This window comes from Halorientalis sp. IM1011, from assembly GCF_001989615.1.
Classification (GTDB): domain Archaea; phylum Halobacteriota; class Halobacteria; order Halobacteriales; family Haloarculaceae; genus Halorientalis.
In genome coordinates this window covers 73,198-97,937 of record NZ_CP019068.1, presented here as the reverse complement: position 1 = coordinate 97,937, position 24,740 = coordinate 73,198, and the positions used below count along the sequence as shown (strand labels likewise).

The 24,740-nt window shown below is 66.5% G+C and carries 21 protein-coding genes; 8 read left to right on the top strand and 13 right to left on the bottom strand.

Annotated features, from left to right (window positions below; genetic code table 11):
• Positions 1–28: 28 nt before the first annotated feature.
• The 3 genes from BV210_RS18010 to BV210_RS18000 all read right to left on the bottom strand — a co-directional run bounded on the left by BV210_RS18010 (position 29) and on the right by BV210_RS18000 (position 3,958).
• Complete coding sequence (locus BV210_RS18010; protein ID WP_077208166.1) at positions 29–1,171, bottom strand: polysaccharide deacetylase family protein; 1,143 nt, start codon at positions 1,169–1,171, stop codon at positions 29–31.
• A 237-nt stretch (positions 1,172–1,408) separates the two neighbouring features.
• Positions 1,409–2,890, bottom strand: a complete 1,482-nt coding sequence (locus BV210_RS18005) for a hypothetical protein (protein ID WP_077208165.1) — start codon at positions 2,888–2,890, stop codon at positions 1,409–1,411.
• Positions 2,891–3,139: 249 nt separating this feature from the next.
• Positions 3,140–3,958, bottom strand: coding sequence for an LpxD N-terminal domain-containing protein (locus BV210_RS18000; RefSeq protein WP_077208164.1), 819 nt, complete (start codon positions 3,956–3,958; stop codon positions 3,140–3,142).
• 207 nt (positions 3,959–4,165) lie between these two features.
• Here BV210_RS18000 and BV210_RS17995 point away from each other — a divergent pair, with 207 nt between their 5' ends.
• The 5 genes from BV210_RS17995 to BV210_RS17975 all read left to right on the top strand — a co-directional run bounded on the left by BV210_RS17995 (position 4,166) and on the right by BV210_RS17975 (position 9,572).
• Positions 4,166–5,173 carry a glycosyltransferase family 2 protein gene (locus BV210_RS17995; RefSeq protein ID WP_077208163.1) on the top strand — a complete coding sequence of 336 codons (1,008 nt, stop codon included), beginning with the start codon at positions 4,166–4,168 and terminating at the stop codon, positions 5,171–5,173.
• Positions 5,160–5,918, top strand: a complete 759-nt coding sequence (locus tag BV210_RS17990; protein WP_077208162.1) for a hypothetical protein — start codon at positions 5,160–5,162, stop codon at positions 5,916–5,918. Before BV210_RS17995 ends, BV210_RS17990 begins: the two co-directional genes overlap by 14 nt.
• A 100-nt stretch (positions 5,919–6,018) precedes the next feature.
• Positions 6,019–7,980 (top strand): glycosyltransferase family 39 protein, encoded by a 1,962-nt coding sequence (locus BV210_RS17985; protein WP_077208161.1) that lies wholly within the window; start codon positions 6,019–6,021, stop codon positions 7,978–7,980.
• Positions 7,980–8,555 carry a metal-dependent hydrolase gene (locus BV210_RS17980; RefSeq protein ID WP_077208160.1) on the top strand — a complete coding sequence of 192 codons (576 nt, stop codon included), beginning with the start codon at positions 7,980–7,982 and terminating at the stop codon, positions 8,553–8,555. Before BV210_RS17985 ends, BV210_RS17980 begins: the two co-directional genes overlap by 1 nt.
• A gap of 108 nt (positions 8,556–8,663) precedes the next feature.
• Positions 8,664–9,572: a glycosyltransferase family 4 protein gene (locus BV210_RS17975; protein ID WP_077208159.1), complete on the top strand. Its 909-nt coding sequence runs from the start codon at positions 8,664–8,666 to the stop codon at positions 9,570–9,572.
• Positions 9,573–9,580: 8 nt separating this feature from the next.
• Here the strand turns inward: BV210_RS17975 and BV210_RS17970 are convergent, their stop codons facing one another.
• Positions 9,581–11,341 carry an asparagine synthase-related protein gene (locus BV210_RS17970; RefSeq protein ID WP_077208158.1) on the bottom strand — a complete coding sequence of 587 codons (1,761 nt, stop codon included), beginning with the start codon at positions 11,339–11,341 and terminating at the stop codon, positions 9,581–9,583.
• Positions 11,342–11,535: 194 nt separating this feature from the next.
• The gene (locus tag BV210_RS17965; RefSeq protein ID WP_077208157.1) at positions 11,536–12,660 is read right to left on the bottom strand and encodes a hybrid sensor histidine kinase/response regulator; all 1,125 of its coding nucleotides are present in this window, start codon (positions 12,658–12,660) and stop codon (positions 11,536–11,538) included.
• Between the two features lie 372 nt (positions 12,661–13,032).
• Here BV210_RS17965 and BV210_RS17960 point away from each other — a divergent pair, with 372 nt between their 5' ends.
• Positions 13,033–14,487, top strand: coding sequence for a sulfatase-like hydrolase/transferase (locus BV210_RS17960; RefSeq protein WP_077208156.1), 1,455 nt, complete (start codon positions 13,033–13,035; stop codon positions 14,485–14,487).
• A gap of 3 nt (positions 14,488–14,490) precedes the next feature.
• Complete coding sequence (locus tag BV210_RS17955; RefSeq protein WP_077208155.1) at positions 14,491–16,383, top strand: asparagine synthase-related protein; 1,893 nt, start codon at positions 14,491–14,493, stop codon at positions 16,381–16,383.
• Position 16,384: 1 nt separating this feature from the next.
• On the opposite strand, the gene BV210_RS17950 is transcribed toward BV210_RS17955, so the two are convergent.
• The 4 genes from BV210_RS17950 to BV210_RS17935 all read right to left on the bottom strand — a co-directional run bounded on the left by BV210_RS17950 (position 16,385) and on the right by BV210_RS17935 (position 21,048).
• Positions 16,385–16,624, bottom strand: coding sequence for a helix-turn-helix domain-containing protein (locus BV210_RS17950; protein ID WP_157526149.1), 240 nt, complete (start codon positions 16,622–16,624; stop codon positions 16,385–16,387).
• 155 nt (positions 16,625–16,779) lie between these two features.
• Complete coding sequence (locus BV210_RS17945) at positions 16,780–17,421, bottom strand: hypothetical protein (protein ID WP_077208153.1); 642 nt, start codon at positions 17,419–17,421, stop codon at positions 16,780–16,782.
• 101 nt (positions 17,422–17,522) lie between these two features.
• Positions 17,523–17,702 carry a hypothetical protein gene (locus tag BV210_RS17940; protein ID WP_077208152.1) on the bottom strand — a complete coding sequence of 60 codons (180 nt, stop codon included), beginning with the start codon at positions 17,700–17,702 and terminating at the stop codon, positions 17,523–17,525.
• Positions 17,703–17,820: 118 nt separating this feature from the next.
• A complete protein-coding gene (locus BV210_RS17935; protein ID WP_077208151.1) occupies positions 17,821–21,048 on the bottom strand; it encodes a PAS domain S-box protein in 3,228 nt (1,075 codons plus the stop codon).
• Between the two features lie 378 nt (positions 21,049–21,426).
• Here BV210_RS17935 and BV210_RS17930 point away from each other — a divergent pair, with 378 nt between their 5' ends.
• Entirely contained in the window at positions 21,427–22,866 is a 1,440-nt protein-coding gene (locus BV210_RS17930) for a S8 family serine peptidase (protein WP_077208150.1), read from the top strand.
• Positions 22,867–22,881: 15 nt separating this feature from the next.
• On the opposite strand, the gene BV210_RS17925 is transcribed toward BV210_RS17930, so the two are convergent.
• The 4 genes from BV210_RS17925 to BV210_RS17915 form a co-directional block, all read right to left on the bottom strand.
• Positions 22,882–23,271 (bottom strand): hypothetical protein, encoded by a 390-nt coding sequence (locus BV210_RS17925; RefSeq protein WP_077208149.1) that lies wholly within the window; start codon positions 23,269–23,271, stop codon positions 22,882–22,884.
• 319 nt (positions 23,272–23,590) lie between these two features.
• Positions 23,591–23,809, bottom strand: coding sequence for a hypothetical protein (locus BV210_RS17920; protein ID WP_077208148.1), 219 nt, complete (start codon positions 23,807–23,809; stop codon positions 23,591–23,593).
• Positions 23,806–23,967 (bottom strand): hypothetical protein, encoded by a 162-nt coding sequence (locus BV210_RS20050; RefSeq protein ID WP_157526147.1) that lies wholly within the window; start codon positions 23,965–23,967, stop codon positions 23,806–23,808. The genes BV210_RS17920 and BV210_RS20050 overlap by 4 nt, the downstream gene beginning before the upstream one ends.
• Positions 23,964–24,641 (bottom strand): hypothetical protein, encoded by a 678-nt coding sequence (locus BV210_RS17915; RefSeq protein ID WP_077208147.1) that lies wholly within the window; start codon positions 24,639–24,641, stop codon positions 23,964–23,966. Before BV210_RS17915 ends, BV210_RS20050 begins: the two co-directional genes overlap by 4 nt.
• Positions 24,642–24,740 lie beyond the last annotated feature (99 nt).

Below are 24,740 nucleotides of genomic sequence, written 5' to 3'. Positions count from 1 at the left end.
GGGCCTCCGATACCGGCTTGGCCGTCGGCTAGAAAACGCTCAGGACCGAGTCGATGATGTTGCTGATCGTCTGTGCCAGCGAATCGAAGAATCCACCCGAGGAGTCCGACGACCCCGTCGAGTCGTCACCGGACGGTCCGGTCGACTCCGACGTCGACGTGTTCGATTCGTCGACGACCCCCGCGTCCTGGAGGGCCTCACGGAGCGTGACGATCTCGATGTCGCGTTCCTTCGCCATGCGGATGGCGAGCCGGATCCGGTCGGGAGTGAGTTCCTCGGACTGGCTGTGACCGGCCAGAATCCCGATCGCGTTCTCGTCTGCGACGGTGTCCATGAAGTCCCCGAGTTCGGTCACGCCGGACCGTCCCATCGCGAAGTACTTCCGCTCCATCTCGTAGGGATCGAGGTCGTCGACGTGGTTGACGCCGCCGTAATCGGCGTTCGGAACCGCGTCGTAGTACTCGGGGATGAGTTCCTTCGCGCGCTCGCCGTAGCGATCGTACGGCAGGACCAGATTCGAGACGGTCACCCCGTACTGTTCGAGTGCTGTCTTCGAGTTTTCGAGCGCGGACCGGAGCACCTCGTCCGTGAACCGCTCGGTCACCCCGTCGCTCGCGGAGAACGACTGGCCGACCGACGATTCGAGTTCGAGGTACTCTCCGTTGGCGTCTTCCCCACCGTCGACGATCGTCGCGGTCGTTTCCGTCTCGCCGTCGCTGATCAGAATCGGATCGGGCGTTCGCGAGTGGATGTTCGACTCGACGTACAGCTTCGTGTCGCCCGGGGCGACGTCACGCGTGACCTCGATCTCGTCGAGCGCACGGTGCTCGGCGGTGTGGGACATGATCTCCCACCCTTCCGACTCCAGTTTTTGCAACTGCTGGCCCGAGAGCCACTCCTCGGAGTGATTGATGTGACTGGAGACTGCACCGATACTGGCCGGGACGCCCTCCTCCTGGTGGATCGGGAGCGTCTTCGTGACGTCCTCGGCCGGACTGTCGTCGTACGTGAATACGAGTTTGCTCGTGTTGTCGGAGCCGCCGCCGTTCCCGGTCGTGGTCTGTCCCAGTGCGGAACCGGCGATGCCGTTTCCGGCCATCGCCACACCGACCCCGCCGCCGATCGCTCTGAGAACCCCACGTCTCGACTGTTCCGGACCTGTCTCGTCCATGGAACATACACTGGCCGACACAGACCTTACTATTGGTTACGTAACGATCCCCTCGCTGTCCGTCGACGCTAGGAGTTACCATACGGGCGATGAGACACGTCAGAGACGCGTCAGACCCGGGAGTACGAAGTGGTCGCGGGTTTTATCTGGATCATAAGCGACCGATGGGGCCGTTTCAGCCTGACGCAGCCAGTGGATGGGCAGGCAGGTAGCGGGGACCGACGCCGTCGATGGCGCTCAGGAACTCGGGAAGGTGTTGTCGTAGATCTCCGCGGCCGCATCGTCAGCACCGGCCGCGAGTTGGTCGGTGGCGTCCTGGATGCCGTTGTAGATGGTGCACCCGTGGACCTCGCAGTCCTCGGTGCGATACATCTTGAGGCCCTCGAGGTCGTTGTACGCCTCGGCTTCGAGGTTGGCGATCTCCGTGCCCGTCGCGTTGTTGACGATCGGATGGTGCGTGGAGCGATACTCGCCGCCCTCGACGGTACAGTCCTCGCCTTCGATGTACAGACAGCGGCGATAGGAGTCGCCGGGCTGGTCGACCGTGAGGTCGTGGAACTCGGACTCGTCTCGCTCACAGCGGATGGCGTTGCTGCCGCCGAACCCGCCGTCGGCGTCGCCGGTGACCGTCACGTTCTCGATGACGACCGGGTCGGTACCGTCGCCCTCGTAGAGCTTGATCGCCTGGGAGCCGGCGCGCACCTCGACGTCCGAGTCGACGATGTGAACGTCGGACGCGCCGCCGGAGACAGCGATCGCCTCCTCGGAGTGGTCGGGGTCCTCGATCGTGACCGACACGCCCTCGATGGTGACGTCTTCCGCCTCGTTCGTGACGCGGATGGCCTCCCCCGTGGCCGGTGACAGCTCGATCGTGGTGTTGTACACACCGAAGTCCGTGCCGTCGTCGAAGCGGATTCCCCGCTGGTTGGTGTCTTGTGGCCGGGCCTCGTCCACGACGACCGACACCTCGTTGACGTAACAGCGGTGGCCGTCGAGACGGATGTTCGCGACGTTGCTGTTGCGGTACTCCCCGCCCTGAACGACGATCGTCCCCTCTTCGGCAGAGGAGTAGAGCCCGTTGCCGGGGAACCCGCCCAGTTCGCAGTAGTTGAACCAGATGGTCCCCTCGTGGGCCGGACCGACGATCATTCCCGTGGGACCGCCCGAGACCGTGTGTTCGTACGCCGCCTCGGTGTTTTCGGTGTACTCGCCGCCGTCGGGCGCGCGCACGTCCCGAACCACGGCGGTACAGGCGGGGTCGGTCACGTCGAACAGGTACGGCCCCCAGGTCCCCCCGTCGTGCGTCCCGAGGCAGTCGATGTTGGCCACGTACATGTCGTTGGCCTGGACCTGGAGCGCTCGCAACCCGGTGTTGGGAGCCGTGAAGTCGAACTCGAGCCCCTGGATCCGGACCCAGTCGGCCGGACTCACGTGCGTGCCGAGTTTGAACAGCCGGGGGGTACCCGAGAACTCGTCGCCCGACGCCGGGACGATGGTCGCGTCGTCGCCGAACATGGCGAACGACTCCATACCGGTGTACCGGAACTGCTCGTCCATCCGGTACTCTCCCGGCGGGAACTCGATCGCCACCTCGTCCTCCCCGTAGGCTATCTCCTCGAGCACGTCGTTGATCGGTTCCTCACCGTTGGGGTCGGCCCCGGCCTCGACCACGTTCACCGGGTCGTACGCGTCGTGGTATCCCGACGCAGTCCCTGTCACGACGCTCGCACCGACAGCCGCGCCGAGTCCGCCAAGAAATGTCCGTCTTCCGATACGCTTTCCGCTACCCAAATGCTTCGGTGAACCCATCGCATATTGAAGGCCTTGCGAGATGGGTTTAAAAATGTCGATCTATAGCAAATATTATGTGAAGACTGGAATTTCCGAGTCGATTTCCACGGAAAACGTGAAATAAAATCGGAACACGGAACAGACAGGTCGGGTTCGATATTCGTAGTTGCCGACAGGTCATCTGATCGGCGTGGCCGGCGTCCCCGCGACGGTCGTCCCCGGATCTACGTCGTCGAGGACCCCGGCGTTGGCCGCGAGTTCGGCGTCGTCGCCGACGCGAACGTCGTTGGCGACGGCGGCGTGAGGGTGACACATCACCCGGTCGCCGAGCACGGCCCCGCCGGCGAACGCGCAGTTCGAGGCCACGAGCGTGTCCGCCCCGATCTCGACGTGATGGGCGAGGTGGACCTGACCGCTCAGTTTCGCCCGCGGTCCGACGACCGTCTCGCCGAACACGGCCCGGTCGATCGAACAGTTCGCGCCGATCTCGACGCCGTCCTCGATCCGGACGCGACCCCGGTGGGGTAATCGGTGAGGTGTCCCCGAACCGTCCCGGGCGAACCCGAATCCCTCGCTCCCGAGGGTCGTCCCCGCCCGGATCGTACAGCCCTCGCCGATCGTCACGCAACTCGCGACGGTGACGTTGGGGCCGATGTACGTGTCCGCGCCGACGGTCGCCCCGTCCGCGACGGCCGCCGAGGGGTGGACACCGGTCGGCCGCTCCGGCTCGAAGAACTGCTCGACGGCTCTGGCGAACGCGAGTTTCGGCCGCTCGGCCACCAGCAGCGTCGTGTCGTCACCCGGCGACACCGACGGCGGGCAGACGACCGCGCCCGCGTCGGACTCCCTGATCGGGTCGGCGTCCTCGTAGACGCAAAAGGAGAGCTCGGTGGCCGTCGCGCGATCGAGCGCGTCGACGCCGGTCACACGGGTCGGGGTACCCGTGTGGTCGAGGTCGAGCGCCGCCGCGATCTCGGTCGTCGAGTACGCGTCCATTCACCGGAGCGTCGACCCCGACACCCCTTACTACGATGGGTCTAAGGTCCGCTCCGGCGGAATTCCCGGTCAGTCTTACCGGTCTCGTAAGCATCGGCTATCTGGTACATAATAACGACGCCGGGTCTCCTCGTCCGAACCGACATGACAGTACAGCATCGTCGTTCGCCGACTGGACCACGCGTCCCTGCGGGTCCGGAGTGAACCATGTACGAGGGTAACACCGTCGGTGCCGTGATTCCGGCCTACAACGAGGCCGGACACATCGGCGACGTGATCGAGACGCTCCCGGAGTTCGTCGACCGCGCCTACGTGATCGACGACGCCTCGACCGACGAGACCTGGACGGAGATCCAGACACACGCCGACCGCGTGAACGAGCAGACGGCCGATCCGGCGGTCGTCACCGACGGCGGCGTCGAACTCGATCCACAGGTCGTCCCGCTCCAGCACGAGGAAAACAGGGGCGTCGGCGGCGCGATCAAGACGGGCTACGAGCACACGCGCGACGACGGAATCGACGTGACGGTCGTCATCTCCGGTGACGGGCAGACCGAACCCGACATCGTCGAACGCATCGTCGCGCCCGTCGCCGAGGACCGGGCCGACTACGCCAAGGGGAACCGACTGCTCGACCGCGACAACGAGGACATGCCCGCGTTCCGGCAGTTCGGGAACGTCACCCTCTCGGCGCTCACCAAGATCGCCAGCGGCTACTGGAGCGTGATGGATCCCCAGAACGGGTCCACCGCCATCTCGCTCGAGGCCCTGGAGAAAGTCGAGATCGACGAGCTCTACGAGGATTACGGCTTCGCGAACGACCTGCTCGTCCGACTCAACGTCCACGAGATGCGGATCGCCGACGTGGCGCGACGCGCCGTCTACAAGGACGAGACGAGCCACATCTCCTACCGATCGTTCGTCCCGAAGCTGTCGGCGCTCCTGCTCCGGGACTTCCTCTGGCGACTGCGGGCGAAGTACCTCGTCCGTGAGTTCCACCCGCTGGCGATCCTCTACCCGCTGGGCGCGTTCGCCGTCGGCACCGGCGGCCTGGCGCTTTTGAGTCGGCTCACGGACCACGGCGAGGATCCGGGCGTCGTCGAGTCACTCGTGTTGACGATGCTCGGCGTCGTCTGTCTGTTCCTGTCGATGGTCACGGACCGGCAGAACAACGACCACCTGCAGATCCGGGAGGACACCCGTGACGACGTCTGATCACCGAGCGGACGGCGCGTCGGCGTCGCTTACCGACGCCGTCACGTTCTCGTTCGACTGGTACGAGTCGTTCCTCCGCGAGATCCGTTCGGAGGGGTACACGTTCGGGCGGTACGGCGACTCGGTCGCCCCGGGGACCGTCCTGTTGCGCCACGACGTGGATCTGTCTCCCCGGCGTGCACGCCGGATGGCCGAGATCGAGGCCGACCTCGGGATCGAGAGTACCTACTTCGTGCTCGTCGCCTCGCCCATGTACAACGTGCTGGAAGCGAACACCCGCGAGACACTGACCGAGATCGCGGATCTCGGCCACGACATCGGGGTGCACTTCAGCACGCACCAGTACTGGTCGCCGGACGCGGTCCCGACTGCGGAGGCACCCATCGCCGAGCGCGTCCGGGACGAGCGGGCGACCCTCTCGACGGTCCTCGACCCGATCGAGACGGTCTCGTTCCACATCCCGCCCGAGCGGGTGTTGCGCCGCGAATTCGATGCCTTCCCCAGCACGTACGAACCGCGATTCTTCACCGACATCGAGTACCACGGCGACTCCGACCAGCGCTGGCGCGGGGACCCGCCCGACCCGGCCGGGTTCGGGTCCAAAGCACAGGTGCTCGTCCACCCCGGACTCTGGGGCGAGACCGACGACCCCTTCGAACACCGCGTTCACGAGGGTGTCGCGGAGACCCGGCGCCGGACCGCCACGTACGCACGCGAGCGGTATCTGGCACAGGAGTTCGGATAGCCGGCTCCCAAACCACCTTAGGGACCGTATTATAAACAGGACCGCTCGCGTGTGACGACGCACAGTCGCCGATCACGTCGCCGTCGCTGATTTCCACACAATGGCTCAACAAACGAACGACGCTCGCTGGTTCGACTTTCGCCTCGACGTCGCCGGTGCGATCCTGGCCCTGCTTCTGGGGCTCGCGATGCTCCCGCTCCGGTTCGTCGTCTCACAGGTGTACATCGATACGCTGCCGCTGGTGCTCGTGGTCGCGAGCCTGCTGTACCTGCTCGGGGTCCGGTACTCGAACGGGACGGGCATGCCGACGCTGTCGCCGTGGCTGACCCGACTCCTCCCGACCCTCGTGTTCGCCGGGATGGCCGCGATGGTCGTCGTCGCGGTCCACCAGTCCCGCTCGCCGCTGTTCTACTACCTCGCGGTCTGGACGGGGATCACCCTGCTCGTGCAGGTGCTGTTCTCCGACGAGCAGGACTACCACGTCGGGCTCCTGTTGACCGAGGTGGTCGTCTTCGGCGCGGTCGTCCGGCTGGCGGGCGCGTACACCGCACCGGGCTACGTCGGCATCGACATCTGGAGCCACGTGGCCAACTACGTCCACGGCATCGCCAACGAGAACTCGCTGTCGCCCATCGCGTCCTCGAAGTACTACGCCTCGCCGCTCTTTCACCTGCTCGTCGCGGTCGGCAGCCAGTTGCTCGACGTGTCGATCCGGCAGGCGCTGTTTCTCACCGTCGGGATCGCCATGCCGCTGTCGACGCTTCTGGTCTACGCGACCGCGGACGTGCTCGTCGAGAAGCGGCTGGCCGTGTTCGCCGCGGCCCTCTTCGCCTTGAGCGGGAACGTAATCGAGTGGGGGATCCACCTGATCCCGACGAGTCTCGGGCTCGTCTTCTTCGTCGCCATCGTGTACGCACTGACCCGAATCATGGCGTCGAACTACGGGCCACGCGATTACCTGCTCGTCGTCCTGTTCAGCGTCGCGATCATCCTCACACACCAGATCTCGTCGTTCGTCATGCTCGTGTTCATCGGGTCGGGGCTGATCGCGAAGCTCCTGCTCTCGACGGGCCTGCTGGCACCGAAACTCGAGGGCGGTCTCGGCGGACGGGTCCGCGAGTCGGTGAACCTCTCCAGTCTCCTGGTGTTCGACCTGGGCCTGCTCACGTTCATGTGGTCGCTGACGCCCTACCAGGGGTCGTCGTTCCTCGAGACGATGTTCAGCTACTTCGGGGAGACGCTGCGGACCTCGGCCGGCTTCCTGAACCTCGCGAGCCAGGGCAGCGCCGGCGGTGGCGGCGAATCCGCGGCCGCCCAGCCCAGCACCTTCGAGGTGGCGATCACGTACGTCAACGCGATGGGACTCGTCCTCATCCTGCTCCTGACGGTCATCGGGAGCCTCTACGTCCTCCACCGCAAGCGCACGTCGCAGACGACCATCGCGTGCATCATCGCTGTCCTCGTGATGCTCGTGTTCATCTTCGGCCTCCCGCTTTTCGGCATCCGGACGTTCGTCCCGGGCCGGTGGCCCTCCTTCCTCACCGCGCCGGCCGCCGTCCTCGCGGCGATCGGTGTCGGCTACCTCGCCAGCGAGACGCCGCGGGCCGTGGTCGCGACGGTACTCGTACTGTTCGCGGTCACGTACCCGCCCGTCACGCTGCTGTCGAGTCAGGGCTCCCTCGACTCGCCGCCGTTCGACGGGGTCCAGACCCGCTACAGCTACACCGAGAGCGAACTGGCCGCCGTCGAGACGATCAACGGGACGGTGAACACGAGCCGGCAAGACCAGCTCTCGGCCGATCACCCCTACGGCACGGTCTTCGAACGGGCGTGGGGCACCCATACCGAACCCATCGCGATCGTGAACGGGACCAGTCCGAACGGTACCCTCGTCTACCGGGAGTACGCCCAGACGGGTGGCGCGTACTTCCGGAGCGGCCAGGGACGGGCGCACAAGCCAGCCGTCGATCGGTCCCAGCTCTGTGGCGGCTACGGGATCAACTACGACAACGGCCAGGTGTCGGTCTGTGAACGCGGGATCGGAACCGCGAGAGGCAACTGATGTGGCCGTGGGGACACGCCGCCTTCGGCTACGTGCTCTACTCGCTGTCGTCGCGACTGACCGCCGACCCCGGCGTCACCGGCCGGGACGTGCTCGTCCTCGCCGTCGCGACGCAGCTTCCAGATCTCGTCGACAAGAGCGCGGCCTGGGTGTTCGACGTGTTCGCGAGCGGCTACGCGGCCGGCCACTCGCTCTTCGTGGCGCTCCCGGTCGGCCTCGCGGTCTACTGGCTCGCACAGCGACGCGACAGCGAGTCCCTCGGTCTCGCCTTCGTCGTCGGTTACTGGTCACACCTCGCCGGCGACGTGCTCCTCGCGATCTTGCTGGACAAACCGTACACCGTCGGCAAGGTGCTCTGGCCGCTGGTGATCTTCCCCGGGAGCGAGGACCCGGCCGGGGCGATCACGACCGTCATGGGGTTCCTCGTCGCCTTCCTCGAACTGCTCGTCACGGCCGAGGATCCGACGGTGTTCGTCGTCTTCTTCGGCCCGCCGCTGGCGGCGATCGCGCTCTGGCTGGTCGACGGCGCACCGGGCCTGCGCGAACTCTACCAGTGGGCCGTTCGCTCGGAGTGAGCGCCGGCGGCAGTCCACGACTATCACCTCTATAATAACGGTCGACCGACGCCAGCCGTCGGTACGGACACTCGGCCACCCCGGCGCGGTGGCCGTCCACGCCTATCCATGAAAGTGTTACAGCTGGTCAACACGCCGCGGTCGTTCTTCGAGAAGCAGGTCGCAGCCGTCGAGGCCCACGGCGTGTCGTGTACGACGCTGACCGTTCCCGGCGAACACTCGACGACCGAGTCCCGTTCGGCCGTCGACTACCTCCGGTACTATCCGGACGTCCTGGACCACGCTCTGGACGACTACGACGTGATCCACGCCCACTACGGGCTGCTCGGTCCGTTCGCGATCGCACAGCCGAGTTGCCCCGTCGTCCTCCACCTCTGGGGGTCGGACCTCATGGCCACGGACTCGTTCGTCCCCCGGCTGAGCCGGCTCTCGGCGCGGCTGAGCGACGCCGTCGTCCTCCCCTCCGAGACGATGAGCGACCACCTCGACACGGACCACGAGGTGATCCCCTGGGGCGTCGACACCGAGCAGTTCCGGCCCATCGACCGCGAGCGCGCCCGCGACCGACTCGGCTGGGACACCGACGGACCCGTCGTCCTCTTCCCCTATCCGCCCGGCCGCGAGGTGAAGAACTACCCGCTGGCCGAGCGCGTCGCCGACGCCGTCGACGGCGACGTCGACCTCCGGACGATGCACGGCGTCCCCTACGAGGACGTCCCTTTCTACATGAACGCGAGTGACGCCGTGCTGGTGACCTCCGACCGCGAGAGCGGGCCGATGGTCGTCAAGGAGGCCGCGGCCTGCAACGTCCCCGTCGTCTCGACGGACGTGGGATTCGTCCGCGAGACGCTCACAGACGTGTCCAACTCCCGGGTCTGTGAGACGGAGTCGGAACTGGTCGCGGGGCTGGAGTCGGTACTCGACGCCGGCCAGCGCAGCGACGGCCGCGCGGCTGTCGACGGACTGGATCGGATGGGAGCCGAGATAGAGCGCGTCTATCGACGCGTCACCGGGTAGGCCGGGAACTACCCCGAGGCTTCGCCGACGAGCGTCGCGACCGTCAGGAGGTGGTACATCTCCGGTTCGCTGTACGCGTCGGGGTTGTGGACGACGTCCTCGACGGCCGCCGTCGAGAGCGTCCGCTCGACGCCGTCGGCCGCCAGTTCCCGCTCGATGTCCTCGACGACTTCCGGGGCCGACACGGTGCTGTCGTTCCCGAGCCGTTTGACCACGTCGACGACGGCATCCTGGAGCGAGGGGTACCGCGACAGGGTGTCGTAGACGAACCGCTTGACCCGGTACTCCGCGGATGTGATCGACGCGCCGAAGTTGACGTACTCGATGTCGACCAGCTCGGGCGCGAACTGCCGGAGGAACCGCTGGTAGAACTCCGGCCCCTTCTGGTCGGGCGGACACTGCATCGCCGCCCGGAAGAACGACTGGGAGTAGAAGGGGCTGACGCTCCAGTAGTAGTAGCGGTTCCGGTCCTCGCCCTGATAGAGCCAGTTCATCCCGCGCTCGCGGACGAGGAAGTGGACGTACGCGTCCCTGTGGTCGGACTCGGGGTACTGCTCGAAGCGGTCACGGACCGACGCCCGCAGCCGTTCCTCGGGGACGCCCGCGATGGCCGCCGCCTCGCTCGCGTCGAAGATGCTGTTCGCGGCGATGGCGTAGTCGACCATCTCACCGCGATCCGCGAACGACCGCGACGGGCGCATGTCCCGGAAGACCTTGTCGCCGCCGTCGCCGGTGACGTAGGTCGCCGCCCCCCGTGGCGGATCGAGTCGCTCCAGGAAGTCCACGAGGAAGGAGAGCCGGAGGTAGTTCATCCCCTGTTTGAGTTCCAGCAGCGTCTCCCGGTGTTCGTCGGTGTCGTGAGCGACGTACTGCTGCCAGTCCACGTCGAGTGCATCGGCGACCGACGCCGCGGCCCGGACCTCGTCGGAGGCGGACCCGTCAGGCCGGTCGAACGTCGCCGCCGTGAAGTCGACGCCCGTGGCCTCGAACGCGCCGGCGACCGCCCGCGAGTCGAGGCCCCCCGAGAGCGCGAGGACCGTCCCGCCGGGGAGCGCGGTGCGGTTCTCGCAGGCCGTCTCGAACAGGTCCGCGAGCTGTGCCGCGTTCTCGTCGGGCGAGCGGTGATCGTAGACCGTCGCGCCGAAGTCGTGTCGGAACAGCCGCGACACCTCCCGATCCTCGCCGACGGACAGCGTCGCGGCCGGCGGCAACCGGTCGACGCTGTCGAAGAGCGTTCCCGTCCCCAGCCGATAGCCAAACAGCAGCGACTGGGCGACCGCGAGGTCGTCGACGCCGACCGGCTCGTCCCGGATCTCCGCTAGCTCCCGGATCAGCTTCAGCTCCCGGGAGACGACCGTCGCCCCGTCGATCTCGGCGTGGTACAGCGGGAGCCGACCGAGCGCGTCGGGGACGACCGTCGCCGTCTCCTCGGTCTCGTCGACGACGACCACGAGGAAGTCGCCGTCGCGGTCACGGACCCAGGACCGCAGCGCCGTGCGGTCGTCGGTCGCGACCCACTCGGCCACGTCCGCGAGGTGGGCGTCCGCGTCGTCCACGTCGTAGAGGTACCCCTCGAGGACGACACAGCCGTGCTCGGTCTCGACCGTCCGGACCGGGTACCCGTCGTACCCCGTGGACGCGACGGTCAGATCGTCACCGTCGTAGTGGACCGTGGTTCGATACTCGTCGAAGAAGCGAACGGCAGACAGCGCCGCGTCGAAGCCGGCGGCGTCGCCACCGGCCTCGCGGACGATACTGACCCCTGGCATCGTCCATCCGTAGACGACCCGGGCGGTTTATTATAGAGGCGGTAAGCCGTGGCCGCCGGCCGCCTCCCGATCGGACGGTCACACGTGGTCGTCAGCACTGTCCCGGTACCATACTGCCGGCCAGAGGTTCGTAACCGTTGCTCGTCGAATCTGTCCGGGGACATCGTCATACCGCCTCCCTCGAACACCGGCTGTTAAATATTCTGTCCGGCAGTATCAGCCCGCGGGAGAGTGAGGACGAACTCGGCACCGCCGGCGTCGGACTCGCCCGCTCGCACGTCGCCGCCGTACGTGTCGACCATGACGTCGACGAAGTGGAGGCCGAACCCGGACCCGTTCGACGCCGTCCCGGACTCGCCGCGCTCGAACAGCGTCGCGTGCTCGGTCGCGGGGAGTCCCGCCCCGTCGTCGGCGACGGACAGGGTGACGGTGTCGTCCGCGACCGACGCCGTCACCGTCACCGTCAGCCCGTCGGGATCGTTGTGCTCGACGGCGTTCGTCATGAGGTTGCCGATCACGTCCCCGAGCAGGTCGTCGGCCAGGACCGTCGCCTCCGCCGGCACGTCCACGGTTACCGTCACACCCTCGGCCATCCCGCGCACGCGCTCGGCCTCGCCCGCTACGACCGGGGCCAGATCGACTGGCTGGCGGTCCCGCTCCTCGCCCTCGGTCACGGAGTCGAGGACTGCACGGACCTTCTCGGTGAGGTCGACGAGACTGTCGCTCCACTCCAGCAGCGCCTCGACGTGGTCACGCTCCTCGTCGTCGACCGAGTCCCGCAACAGCTGTGCCCGGCCTCTGATGACGTTCATCCCGTTCAGGAGGTCGTGACGGAGCACGGCGTTGAAAAACGCCATCCGATCGTTTTGCCGGCGGAGTTCCCGTGCCCGTTGTTCGAGTTCCTCGACCTGTGCCTGTCGCTCGACGGCGTACCTGATGGCACGCCAGAGCCGGTCCCCGTCCAGCGACCCTTTCACGAGGAAGTCCTGCGCACCGCGACGGACCGCCCGCTCACCCACGTCGCGTCCGTCGATCTCGGTCAGCGCGACGATCGGAACGCCGTGGTCCTCCTCGAGGAATCGATCTAGGGCGTCGAGTCCCTCGGTGTCCCCGACCCCGAGCGACAGCAACACCACGTCGTACGTCCCGGACTCGACGGCCTCCCGGCCAGCGGCGACCGTCTCGACGCGTGTGAGGTCCGCCGACGGCGTGTCGAACCGGAACGCGTCGTCTCGCAAGTGGTGGCGCAGCCGCTTGCCGCTGGCGGGATCGTCGTCGACGAGCAAGGGAGCTATCGACTGATCTGCCGTGTGTGCCATTGGGGGCACTGTTTGCGGCACCACCCTGTGTGTTTCGGCCGCCGACGCCCCGGATCGGTGTGTCGGGCCGGCTGTGCCGTGATTACGGCCCCCGTAAGTACGACCCCGCCGGCGTTGACGACGATCCCCTTCTAGCCCACCACCCGAGCGGCGGCGTATCGGTGCTCCCGTCACTGCCGGTGTTGTACTCCCGTTCCCATCGATCCGGAACTGAACGGGGTCCGTTCCGGGGCGAACTTACGGCGCCTATAATAACACGGTCGGCTCCGGTAACGGGATGTATGAATCACGGTTACCCGAAAGCACAGCGACGAACCCACCGGCAGTATCGTCGTCGATCGCGGCTCAATCGGACCATTCCGAAGTGATTCGATGACACGAAACGTCGTGTTCGTCGTCCTGGACACCGTCCGGAAGGACTGTTTCGACGAGTACGCGCCGCGCCTGCGCTCGAAGTCCGACCTCTCCTTCGAGCAGGCTCGCGCGGCGAGTTCCTGGAGCGTGCCCAGTCACACGAGCATCTTCACCGGCAGGCTACCACACACCCACGGCGTCCACGCAGAGCGGTTCGACGCCGACTTCAGTTTCTCGTCGCTCGACCGCGACGACACCTTCCTCGGCCGACTGCCCGACCATCGGACGGTCGGACTGAGCGCCAACGCGTACATGAACTCGTTTTTCGAGTTCGATTCGCTGTTCGACGCGTTCCACGACTTCTCGATCGGCTCTCACACCAACGAGTCGCTGTTCCCGGAGGCCCTCACCGTCGAGGAGGCCAAAGCGGAAGTCGACCACGACAGCGCCGCCGAGCGGTATCTGGCGTTCCTGCGTGCCTGTCTGTCCCACGACCACCCCGGCAAGAGCGTGGCCAACGGTGCCTGGTCACTGCTCGGTGACCACTACCGCCGGCTCCCGGTCCCCGAACCCGTCGACGACGGCGCGACCGTCATCTCCGACCGGCTCGAGGACGAGGCCGACGGCGACGAACCGTTCTTCGCGTTCGTCAACTACATGGACGCACACACGCCGCTGCGGAACCTCCGGCAGTACGATCAGGACTTACACGACGTGCCCGACACCTGGCGCTCGACGGAACTCGACAAGTGGGAACTCAACCGCGACGGGAAAGCGACCACGGAGTACACCGAGAACTACCGGGCGCTCTACCGCACCGCCGTCGACTACCTCGACCGCACCGTGTCGCAGTTGATCGACGACGTGCGCGCCCAGACCGATCGCGAGACCACGTTCGTGATCGTCTCCGATCACGGCCACAACCTCGGCTACCCGGCCGACGACGAGGAGTTCCACCACACCGCCACCGCGACCGAGGGCGTCCTCCACACGCCCTGTGAAGTCGTCAACCCGCCCGACGGGTACCCCGAGACCGAACACCGGTATTTCTCCCATCTGGATCTGGGCGAACTCGTCGTCCGCCTGGCCCACGACGAGGAGTACGACGACCGGTTCGGTCGCGACCGCGTCGCCGCCGAGACGGTCGGCCTCCTCGGCACGGGCGACGGAACCTGGAATCGGGAGTTCACGGACGACGAGTACGCCTACTGGAACCGCATGATCCGCTGTGTCTACGACGGCGACACCAAGTACCAGTGGAACTCCCTCGACGAGAGTTACGCGTACGAGCTCGACCCGGACACTCCGTCCTGGCAGTCACAGCGTGGGGCCGAGGTGGACGTGCCGCCGTTCGCGACCGAGCAGTTCGACGTCCCCATCCAGACGTACAAGGACCGTGCGGCCGCCGCGGAACAGTCGATGGAGTTCGACACGGCGGTCGAGTCACGACTCGAAGAACTGGGATACCTCTGACCGATGGTCGGAATCTGCGGGGTCGTCGGTCCCGGCGCGGCCGGCACGGACGCGCTCGTCGACGGCATCACGACCCACGACGACGAAGTCGAAACGACCTACGACGGTGACCGGGTCTCACTGTGGACTTCGTTCCACGACCTCTACGCGACCGACCAGCCGGCGGCCGTCGACGGCGAGGACGTCTCGCTGTGGGTCTGGGGCGACGTGTACGGCTACGACGACGGGACGTCCTACACGCCACGTGCGGACGCGCCGGGCGACAGCGCCCGGTACTGTGCCGACCTCTACGAGCGCCACGGGCTCGACTTCGCCGAGGGCCTGAACGGTGACTTCGCCATCCTGGTGCTCGACCGCGAGGCCGACACGCTCGCGTTCGTCACCGACCGACTGGCGACGCGTCCGATCTACTACACCCGGACCGACGACGGCCGGTTCGTCTTCGCGTCCAGCATCCAGGCGCTGCCCGACCACCCCGCGGTCGACCCCGCCTTCGACGAGGACCTCCTGTACGAGTACCTCGTCCTCAGGCGCGTGTTCGGGACCCAGACGCCACTCGTTGGCGTCCGCGAACTCCCGCCCGCGTCCGTCGTGACGGTCGACCTGACCGACGCCTCGAAACGGACCGAGACCTACTGGCGACCCCGGTACCGCCCGGTCGATCAGTCCCTCTCGACGGTCGTCGACGACCTCCGCGACACGTTCCAGCAGGTGCTCGCCGAGTGGACCGACGACGACGACCTCGACTACGGCGTCCTCCTCAGCGGCGGCAGCGACTCCCGGGCCCTCCTCGCGGGTCTCGATCGGGACGTCGACGCGTTCCACATCACCGACTGGATGAGCCGCGAGACCCGGATCGCCCGGGACGTGACCGACGCGTCGGGCGACGAGTTCCACATGCTCGAACGGGAACTCGACACCGACGCGACGATTCTCGACCGGAGCCCCGCCACGTCGAACTTCAGCGGGTGGTTCGATCAGGCCTACACCGCCCCGTTCGAGGGCGAGATCCGGGAGAACGTGGACGTGCTCCTCTCTGGGTTGTACGCCGACATGCTGTTCGACGGCGGCCCGCTCCAGACACACGACCTGTCGCTGGGGCCGGTCGGCAAGGTGACGCTCCCGGCCGAGAAACCCGTCGACACCGTCGATCAGTACGTCGCCGCCAAGACCGCCGAAGCCATCGAACCGGTCCACTACGTCAGCGACTCGCGCGACATCGATCGGATCCTCCAGAACCGAATCGACCAGGGCGTCGCCCGGGTCGAGAACCACGGCGTCACCTACGACACCCTCACCGACATGGTGATGTACGGCGACTACTACCCGATGGGCGCGGACACCGACGCCATCTTCTCGCGGAGCCTCATGCAACTCCGGCCGTACCGGACCCCGTTCCTCGACAACCGGCTGCTCGACCTCCAACAGCGGATTCCACGCGACCTGCTGGTGCGGCGGGACCTGATCCACCGGATCGTGTCGGATCTCGATCCCGACCTCGCGTCGATCCCGCACGCCCATACCGGGATCCCGCTCCAGTATCCGTTCCCGGTCCAGTACGTCGGCGGGAACCTGAACCAGTTCCGCTGGAAGCACTTCGCCGACGACGGACCGGCACCCCACCTCGACCAGGGGCCCTGGCCGAACCGCGCCGAGATCGTCCGCCGGTCGTCGTTCACGCTCGAGACGATCCGGGAGAACGAGGCCCTGCTGGAGCGCCTCCCGTTGCTTGACTTCGACGGTGCGCTCGAGTGTTATCGCCGGCACGTGAACGGCGAGAACAATCAGCCGCTGCTGTACTCGCTGCTGACGCTGCTTGAGATGCCGGTCACGGAGCAGGTCGCCACGCCCGACTCGCCGCCTGCGGGGGAACCCGTCGGGCCCGTCGACGAGTAACTTAGCTCGCGCCGTCGCCGCTGACGACGATTTTCTCGCGTCCCATTCGAACCCGGTCGATCCGGTTGCGTTTCTCCATTCGCGTGAGTAGCCGGCTCACCTTCGCGGGTGACCAGTCCGTCCGTTCGACGACCGAACTCTGCCTGATGCGTCCACCCTTTGCGGTCAGCAGTCGGAGGACGACCGTCTCGTCGTCGATGTCGAGACCGTCGGTGTCGACCCGGCCGGATTCGGTTAGCAAACGCTGCTCTCCGCCGCCGGTGGCGCCAAACAGCGACCGTCGAATCCGGTCGACTGTCTCGCGCAGGCGATTACGGCCGATCATCGTCCTCTGTTCGGTATCGCTTGATCGCATGGTAGTGGGTCGTTGGCTCATCGAGAGAGGAAGCGTGAGACTCAGGAGATTGCCGTGTGAGGCACGTAGCGTTGCGGTTCGCCTCCGACGATCGCGGCGATGGTGAGGACGGCCGCCAGCAGCACCGTCGAGACGACGAGTGCCGGACCGACCTGGGCCGCCAGCACGGCCAGCGGCACGAGTCCGACTGCAGTGAGCAGCAGGTGCTTCGCCCGGATGGACAGCGTGTGTTCGGACGGGGCGTCCTCGTTCGCCGGAGTCTGGCTCCGGGAGTCAGCCCCGCCCGACTCGGGCGCGAGGTCGAGATACGGTTCGAGCATGCGACATCGCGGCCGCAGTTCGACCTGGCCGCGCGACTGGTCGTAGTCGACGACGTCGTGCTGGTCGAGTTTCGGCAGGTGAGTCTGGTAGAGACCGACGTACACCCGCTGGCGCTGGGTGGACTCGAGTCGCTCGACGGTCGTGTCGTGTTCCCAGGCCGCGACCTGATCGGCCACGTCACCCATCGGAACCACCGCGTCACCCGCACGCTCGCGTTCGAACAGATATCGGAGAGCGAGCCGTCGCCGTTCCGTCTGCAACAGGTGAAACGTCGTGTCGAGATCCAGGTCCGAGTCGGCAGGGTCACCCGTCCCACCGCCGTTACTGGCCGCCGTGTCGGCGTCTGGAGCTGTCTCTGTCATCTTCGTTCAAGTACTCATATCCGATTCCCTTTAATCCGATACCCAAACAGGTTCGATGAACTGACCTGAACATCTGAGAAGAAACCGACCGCGTCCGCGGCTCAATCGTCAGTCCACTCGTCGCGACAGCTCTCGTCGCAGAACCGGTACACAGTTGCATCCTCGTCCGTCTCGATCGGCGTCCAGCTGCTGATATCGAGCAGGGACTCGCAGTTGTCGCAACTGTACACGGTGGCTGACTCCCCATCGACCGGTCCTGTGCTGTTCTGGTCGTCAGTCACGGATATCGACACCAGCTGTTGGCTCGGGCATCTCGTTCATGGTCTCGTCCCCTCGTTCCGGGTGTTCTGACAACGTACCTGACATGGGTAAGTTGCATACCAAAATAGCTCGGTATGGCTAGCTGTCGCCGAACAGCCCGTCGAAGGTCTTGCGCTGGCCGGCCCGGAGGTGCTGTGAGAACGTCGACGGGGAGAGATCGAGCGCGTCGGCCACTTCCTCGCCGGTGCTCTCGCGGGGCCACTCGAAGTAGCCGGCGTACTGGGCGGTCTCGAGGACGGTCCGCTGTCGGTCGGTGAGTTCGTCGAGGATGCGTTTGTGTCGGTGGGTCGATGATTCGTCGGGCGAGCGGACGGACCGCTGGGCTTCAAGGTCGGCCGACGGGTAGACGTCGGTCACCCGCTGGACCACCTCGCGGACGCTCACCGACCGGGGGAACTCGGTCACGATGTGGAAGTCGCCGTCCGCGGCCTCGACGGCGACGACGCGACCACCGAACTCCGTCAGCGCAGCTATCAACGGGGCTTCGGTCTGTCTGATCTCGTAGTGGCCGCGCCCGGAATCTGCCTCGGCCTCCTCGTCCCCGTCGAGCCTCCGGAACCGTTCGATAGCGTCCTGGCTCTCGAACAGCGCCGTCGCTTCGTTTGTCGATTCACGGGGCACGCTGACGTACTGGAGGACGGTCCCGTCGCCGACGGACACCGTGTCCTCGAACGTGATCTCGAGGCCGTCGTCGGCGAACTCGGTCGCGACGCCGTCGCTCTCGGTCTGGTAATCGCGGAGTCGGAACTCCAGTCGCGTCGCACCGTCGCTCAACAACCCTTCCTTGCGGACGATAGAGGTGAGCCCGTGGCCGATGGTCTCGCCCAGTTCGCCGAACAGATCCCGGATGTCCTCGGTGAACACCGTCTCGTCGGTCGCGGCCAGACAGAGGACGCCGTGCTGGGTCTCGGAGTACGTGATCGGGACCGCGGCGACCACCGGCGCGTCGCCGATATCGGACGTCGGTACGTCGTTGGCCAGCGGGTGGTCCCAGGAGAGTCGGCCGGTCGTCACCTCGCCCGTCCTGATGGCCCGACCCGCCAGCGTGTCGTCGACGGGGACGACCACGTCGTCCACGTCGATGTCGAGCCCGGCGCTTGCCGACGGGTGGAGTTCGTCCGCCGCGAGATCCACCTCGTGGTACCAGGCCGCGTCGTACGGCTCCGCCGCCGCGAGCTCGGAACAGACGGTCTCGTGGACGGTCTCGCGGTCGGAGGACTCGACGAGCGTCGAGTTGAGCCGTCTGATGATCGAGTTGATGTGATCGAGCCGCGAGAGCTCCGCCTCCCGCCGCTTCGTCTCGGAGATGTCGTCGCAGGCGACGACCGCGAGTTCAACGTCGCCGTCGTCGTCGAACACCGGCGCGGAGTGATAGGAGAGCCAGCGTGGCTGCCCGCTGTCGGTCTCGACGACGATCGTCTCGTCGGAGATCGTCTCGCCGTGCTCGAGCGTGCGTGTGACCGGCCGTTCGGTCCGCGGTATCAGCTCACCCTCCTCGTCGTACACTGTCAGATCACCGACGCTGTATTCGTCGGCGGATTCGGCCGCGTCCAGCGCGGCGTCGTCGATCCCCAGTTCGTCGACGGCCTGGGCGTTGGCGCGAACGAGCGTCCCGTCGGTGTCGAACGCGAGGATGGCGACGGGTGTGGTATCGATCAGTTGCTCGGTCAGGTCGTGTTGTCGCCTGAGTCGCTGCTGGTACTCGCGGCGCTCGGTCATGTCGCGGGTGACCTTCGCGAACCCGTCGAGGCTGCCGTCCTCGTCACGGATCGCCGTGATGGTGACGTTCGCCCAGAAGGTCGACCCGTCGCGCCGGACGCGCCAGCCCTCGTCCTCGACGGTCCCCGCTTCGACGGCCGTCTCGAGGTTCTCCTCGGGCACGCCCGCCTCGCGTGCCTCTTCGGTGTAGAACGTCGAGAAATGTTCCCCGAGGATCTCCTCGGCTTCGTAGCCCTTGATTCGCTCGGCCCCCCGATTCCACGTCTGGACGCAGCCGTCCGTATCGAGTCTGAAGATGGCGTACTCCGTCGTGGCGTCGACGAGCGTTCGGAACTGCCGTCGCTCCGTAATCGTCTGGAGGGCATACGCGATCGTGTCCGCGAGACTCCCCAGCAACTCACGTTCCGTCCCCGAGAAGGCGTGTGTCCGTTCGGAGTCGATCGTCAGGACGCCGACGGTCTCGCCGTCGTAGGAAAGCGGGATGCAGATACTCGAGTGATACCCCCACTCGGCGAACGCTTCCGCCCGGGGGTCGTCCGTGTCGCCGTCCACGTTCTGTTGGACCTGAATCGTTTCTCGCTCGAACGCGCGCCCGACTGGCCCCGTCCCGCCGTCCGCTCTGGCCGCGTCGACGAGAGCCGTCAGATCGTCTGCCGGAAGGCCTGCTCCCGTCTGGAGCCGTACCTCACCGTCCTCCCGGTGGCCGATCCAGGCGGTCTGGTAGTGGTCCGAGTCGGCCAGGAGGTCACAGACCGCATCCCGGATCTCCGTCTGCGAGGTCGCCCCGGCGATGGCCGTGTTGATCCGCTGGACGAGGTCCGTCCGGTCGACGTGTGCGGCCAGCATGTCCCTGTGGTCTTCGAGCTGGCGCTGGCGCTCCTTGCGGTCGGTGATGTCACGGACGACCGCGACGCGCTCGGTCTCGCCCCCCGCCGTCATCAGCGAGAACGTCGCCTCCGCGATCAGCGTCTCGCCGTCCGAGCGCTGGAGTTCGGCCTCCATGGTCATCGTCTCCCGGTCTTCCTCACGGAGTGTCGCCCCGAGTTCGGTCGCCTCCCTGTGATCCTGTTCCGGGACGACCGTAGTCGCCGGCGCACCGACGAGGTCCTCGCGGTCGTACCCAACCATTTCGGCATAGGCGTCGTTGACGAACGTGAACTCCCCCGTCTCGTCGACGACGTAGACGCCGTCGCCCATGGTCTCGACGACGGACTCGTAGCGGGCTCGCTCCCGTTCGCGTTCCTTGCGGTCGGAGATGTCCTCGAAGTACACCGACAGGCCCGAGTCAGACGGATACGCGTGCACCCTGAACCACGCCGACAGCGGCGGATAGTACTCCTCGAACGACCGCGTCTCCTGTGTCTGCATCGCCTCGTGGTACTCGTGGAAGAACGTCGTCCCACGGGCCTCGGCGAAGTGGTCCCAGATCCCCTCGCCGAGGATGTCCTCCCGGGACTTCTCGAGGACCGTCTCGGCCCGTTCGTTGACGTACGTGAACAGCCAGTCCGTATCGAGCGCGAAGAAGGCGTCACTCACCCGACCGAGAACTTCCTCGACCGACTCCTCCTGAATCCCCGGGTCAGTCATCGCTCCGTCCGTCCGAACAGACAGATCGCCCCCCGTGAACCACTGGAACCAGAACCGTCGACGATACCGAAGTATTTTGGGTCATTGGAAAACCGTTTCAATTCTGCCAACATAAGTTTCACGGCTGAATACGCTGACAGCCGCATTGTTACTGGTTTGAGCCACGTACGGTGCGGTTCCGATCGGATTCATGTTAGTTCTTTAAACACTCTGTGTCGTGACGACTACCGTTTATATGTGGGGTGTGTGAACGCGACGACAGGTGACGACCCCGCTGGGGAGCGGGTGTTGGGGAGGGCTGTGAGCGAGACGACGTCGTGAGCCGAGGCGAGCAGGCGGCGCCTCGGGGGAGTGTGACCGCCTGACCGATCAGTAACGATGACAGCGAACGATTCAGGATTCGACCGACGTAGCGTGCTGAAAGCCGGCGGCGCAGTCGGACTGGGAGCCACGCTCCCGTTCTCGGGGGTGGCCGGGGCCGACACGGACGGACTCGCGGGGCTGGTCGACGACCGACTGGAGTTGGCCAGCGACGTGCTCCAGGAGGGCCTCGTCGTCTTCGAGTCCCGCGCGGCGATACCCCTGCTGGACGACTTCGACCTCGCCGAGGGGTATCTCGCCTTCGACGTGTTGCCGGTGGCGTACGCCCTGCTCACCGGCCCACAGATCGAGGCGCTCGCGGCCAGCGACGGCGTTCGATACGTCGAGGCCAACCGGGAACTGGAGTATCACAACGCCGACGCCCGGGCCGCGACGGGCGTCGACACGGTCCAGAACGTGGACGGCTACCGCGGCGACTCGGTGAACGCGGTCGTCATCGATAGCGGCGTCGACGGCGACCACCCGGACCTCGAGGGCGCCACGAACTACCAGTGGGTCGGCAACCCGCTCGGGTCGCCGACACTGTGGGCTGGTGTGGGGAGCCTCGACTCGGACGAGATCGGACACGGTACCCACGTCAGTGGGACACTCGCCGGCGACGGCACCCAGAGCGACGGGACCGACCGGGGGATGGCCCCCGGGGCGTCGCTCACCGTCTACTCCGCGAGTGCCGGGCTGTCTATCCTCAAGGCAGCGGCTGCCTACGACGACATGCTCGCGAACCAGCGAAACGGCGCGAACTACCACCTGGTCACGAACTCCTTCGGCGCGTCGGGCGGCGGGGAGTACAACCCCGACGGCGCGCTCCAGACGGCGACCTGGGAGGCCTTCCAGGCCGACGTCCTGCCGGTCTTCTCGGCGGGCAACAGCGGCCCGGACACCCGGACCCTCAACGACTTCGCGAAGGCGCCTCACGTGCTCGCGGTCGCGGCGACCGACGACGAGCGGGCCGTCACGGACTTCTCCTCGCGGGGCCGGGCGGCCGACAGCGGCGCGAACTACGACCGCCAGACGGCGCTCTCGAACCTCCGGACGTACTACGAGTCCGGGAGTGCCGACGGGCCGGTGGGACTGTACCGCAACGGCGTGGGCGCGCCGGGGAACATGATCGACAGCACGATGTCGCCGCTTGACCCGCTGCAACTGACCAACGCCGACAGCGACCCCTGGTACGCACGGATCAGCGGGACGAGCATGTCCTGTCCGGTCGTCAGCGGCGTCGTCGCACTGGTCGCCGACGCCTACTACCAGACCCATGGCTCCCACCCGAGCGCGATCGACCTGCTCAACACCGTCGAGGCCACCGCGACCGAGGCGAGAACGGCCTACACGCCCGCCAGCATGGGCGCCGGCTTCGTCGACGCCCCCACAGCGGTCGACCGGGCCGAGGCTGACTCACTCGCCACGTTCGACGACGTGACCTTGACCGACCCCTGAGGACGGCCCGGTCGGTCACTCCTCCGTCGCATCGTCGGCCAGTCGGCGCAGGTGCCGACAGCTCCCGCAGGGTGAACGGCCTCGGCGTTTCGCGTCCCCGAGCGTCGTTTCGACCAGATCGGACGCGTCCGTGTACTTCTCACAGCCACACCGGGTCCGATCGTTCCCGTCGAGGTCGTGGTAGGCGTAGCGGTTGCCCTGACTGCTGGGGAAGATACCCACCGGCGTCCCGTCGGCGCGGTCGTCCGCGTTCGCGCGGGCCGAGCGCTCGCTCCGATCCGGGCGAGCGTCGGCCGCGTCCGTCCGACACCGGTGCTGGGGCAACGCGACGACGAACGTCCCGCAGGACTCGCACTGCTCGAACGCCTCACGAATGGCCGCCCCGGTATCGTCCTCGCCCGACATACCGCGACGCTGGTCGTTCGGCGGGTTACTTATTGCCCCCCTAAGACCCACTATAGGCGACTACACCGTCGAAATACGGAACAACAGAGCGGTTGGCGGGCGCATAATAAATACCAGCGCGGTCGTACAGTGGTCTAGCCGGAATCACAGCACCCCGCCGGATCCGGAGCCACACCGGATCGGTACCAAAGCACACCCACCAGACGTCACCCGTTCACCTGTGGTCCTGCACCGCACGCTCCCGTCGTGGAGTCGTGACCCCTCACCAGGCACGCAGGCACACTCAGGTGCTGTTCCGGCTATCCGTTTCCGACGCGACTCACCGTACGTCCTCTATCGGGACGTACGAGCCTCGTTCTGCGGACAGCCATCGATCTTCGACACCTTCCTCGCCGGCCTCCGTGACGAGCAGTTCGTCCGGCCGCAGGTCCAGCGAGACCGACAGTTCCGTCGTGGGGTTGTACGTGTACGACAGGCCGAACGTCGGCCAGTCAGCGGTCGTCGAGGTCGTCGACTCGTCCGACTTGCTCCGCGTCATCTGTTTCCCGCCTCCACCTCGTCGAACGATTCGAGGTAGTCGACAGCCTCCATGAGATCGACCTTCCCCTGGACGGAGAGGCTCTCGAACTCCGCTTCCGACCAGCCGCTGAGCAGTTCCCGCGCGGCTGCGACCCGCTGTGCGATGGTCAACGTCATGCCGACCCCTCCTGTCGCGCGAGCAGTTCCGTGAAGTACGCCGTCATCTCCTCGACCGCCGCGGCCCAGTGGTCTTCGCTCCGCATGTCGTGGAGTTCGAGTCCCGTCAGGTATCGCGTGGCCAGGTGGCCGAACCCGTCGGCACCGAAGCGGGGTTTCTGCGGGTACGTGGGGTCGCCGATGGCGGCCGCGAGTTCGATCCGCTGGGCCGCCATCGTCGGCGTCCAGTAGTCGCCGCCGACCTTGTGGCGCTTCCAGGCGGTCGTCGTCTCCACCGCGTACGCGCGGTCCATCCCCACGATATCGGCGCGGTACTCCAGCCACTCCCGGACACGACTCCAGTCGGCCGCCGCGAGCCCGTCCGGATCGACGACGGTGTCGCCCTCGACGTAGGGCTCCTCGACGGCGTCTTTCTCCCAGAGCGCGGCCGCGAAGGCCGTCCCCGCCCGCTCGGCCGCCTCGTCCGTCAGGTGCGGGAACTGCGCTCGATCGACCGCGACGAAGGCGTCTCGGCAGCCAGCCCCGTCGCGTTCGTCGTGTGCGACGAACCCCTCACAGAGCCGGGTCGCGATCCGGTGTGCACGGTCTTCGTTGCCCGCTCGAACGGCCGAAACGGGGATTCCTGGCCTATCCAGCTCCGAGGTCGTCGGTCGAACGCTGTCTCGTGAACTCATCTTTGCTCTATCGGAAGGATGTGACCAGCACTTATGTAATTAAGACAACAAAACGGTAAGTCCGGTCGGTTACTGGTCGGTTAGTCGGGGGTCCTGGCC

Excerpts from the sequence above, each read along its gene's own strand:
- BV210_RS18010 (WP_077208166.1), bottom strand. The coding sequence starts at position 1,171 with ATGGACGAGACAGGTCCGGAACAGTCGAGACGTGGGGTTCTCAGAGCG.
- BV210_RS18000 (WP_077208164.1), bottom strand. The coding sequence starts at position 3,958 with ATGGACGCGTACTCGACGACCGAGATCGCGGCGGCGCTCGACCTCGAC.
- BV210_RS17995 (WP_077208163.1), top strand. The coding sequence starts at position 4,166 with ATGTACGAGGGTAACACCGTCGGTGCCGTGATTCCGGCCTACAACGAG.
- BV210_RS17985 (WP_077208161.1), top strand. The coding sequence starts at position 6,019 with ATGGCTCAACAAACGAACGACGCTCGCTGGTTCGACTTTCGCCTCGAC.
- BV210_RS17980 (WP_077208160.1), top strand. The coding sequence starts at position 7,980 with ATGTGGCCGTGGGGACACGCCGCCTTCGGCTACGTGCTCTACTCGCTG.
- BV210_RS17975 (WP_077208159.1), top strand. The coding sequence starts at position 8,664 with ATGAAAGTGTTACAGCTGGTCAACACGCCGCGGTCGTTCTTCGAGAAG.
- BV210_RS17970 (WP_077208158.1), bottom strand. The coding sequence starts at position 11,341 with ATGCCAGGGGTCAGTATCGTCCGCGAGGCCGGTGGCGACGCCGCCGGC.
- BV210_RS17965 (WP_077208157.1), bottom strand. The coding sequence starts at position 12,660 with ATGGCACACACGGCAGATCAGTCGATAGCTCCCTTGCTCGTCGACGAC.
- BV210_RS17960 (WP_077208156.1), top strand. The coding sequence starts at position 13,033 with ATGACACGAAACGTCGTGTTCGTCGTCCTGGACACCGTCCGGAAGGAC.
- BV210_RS17955 (WP_077208155.1), top strand. The coding sequence starts at position 14,491 with ATGGTCGGAATCTGCGGGGTCGTCGGTCCCGGCGCGGCCGGCACGGAC.
- BV210_RS17945 (WP_077208153.1), bottom strand. The coding sequence starts at position 17,421 with ATGACAGAGACAGCTCCAGACGCCGACACGGCGGCCAGTAACGGCGGT.
- BV210_RS17935 (WP_077208151.1), bottom strand. The coding sequence starts at position 21,048 with ATGACTGACCCGGGGATTCAGGAGGAGTCGGTCGAGGAAGTTCTCGGT.
- BV210_RS17930 (WP_077208150.1), top strand. The coding sequence starts at position 21,427 with ATGACAGCGAACGATTCAGGATTCGACCGACGTAGCGTGCTGAAAGCC.
- BV210_RS17925 (WP_077208149.1), bottom strand. The coding sequence starts at position 23,271 with ATGTCGGGCGAGGACGATACCGGGGCGGCCATTCGTGAGGCGTTCGAG.
- BV210_RS17920 (WP_077208148.1), bottom strand. The coding sequence starts at position 23,809 with ATGACGCGGAGCAAGTCGGACGAGTCGACGACCTCGACGACCGCTGAC.
- BV210_RS20050 (WP_157526147.1), bottom strand. The coding sequence starts at position 23,967 with ATGACGTTGACCATCGCACAGCGGGTCGCAGCCGCGCGGGAACTGCTC.
- BV210_RS17915 (WP_077208147.1), bottom strand. The coding sequence starts at position 24,641 with ATGAGTTCACGAGACAGCGTTCGACCGACGACCTCGGAGCTGGATAGG.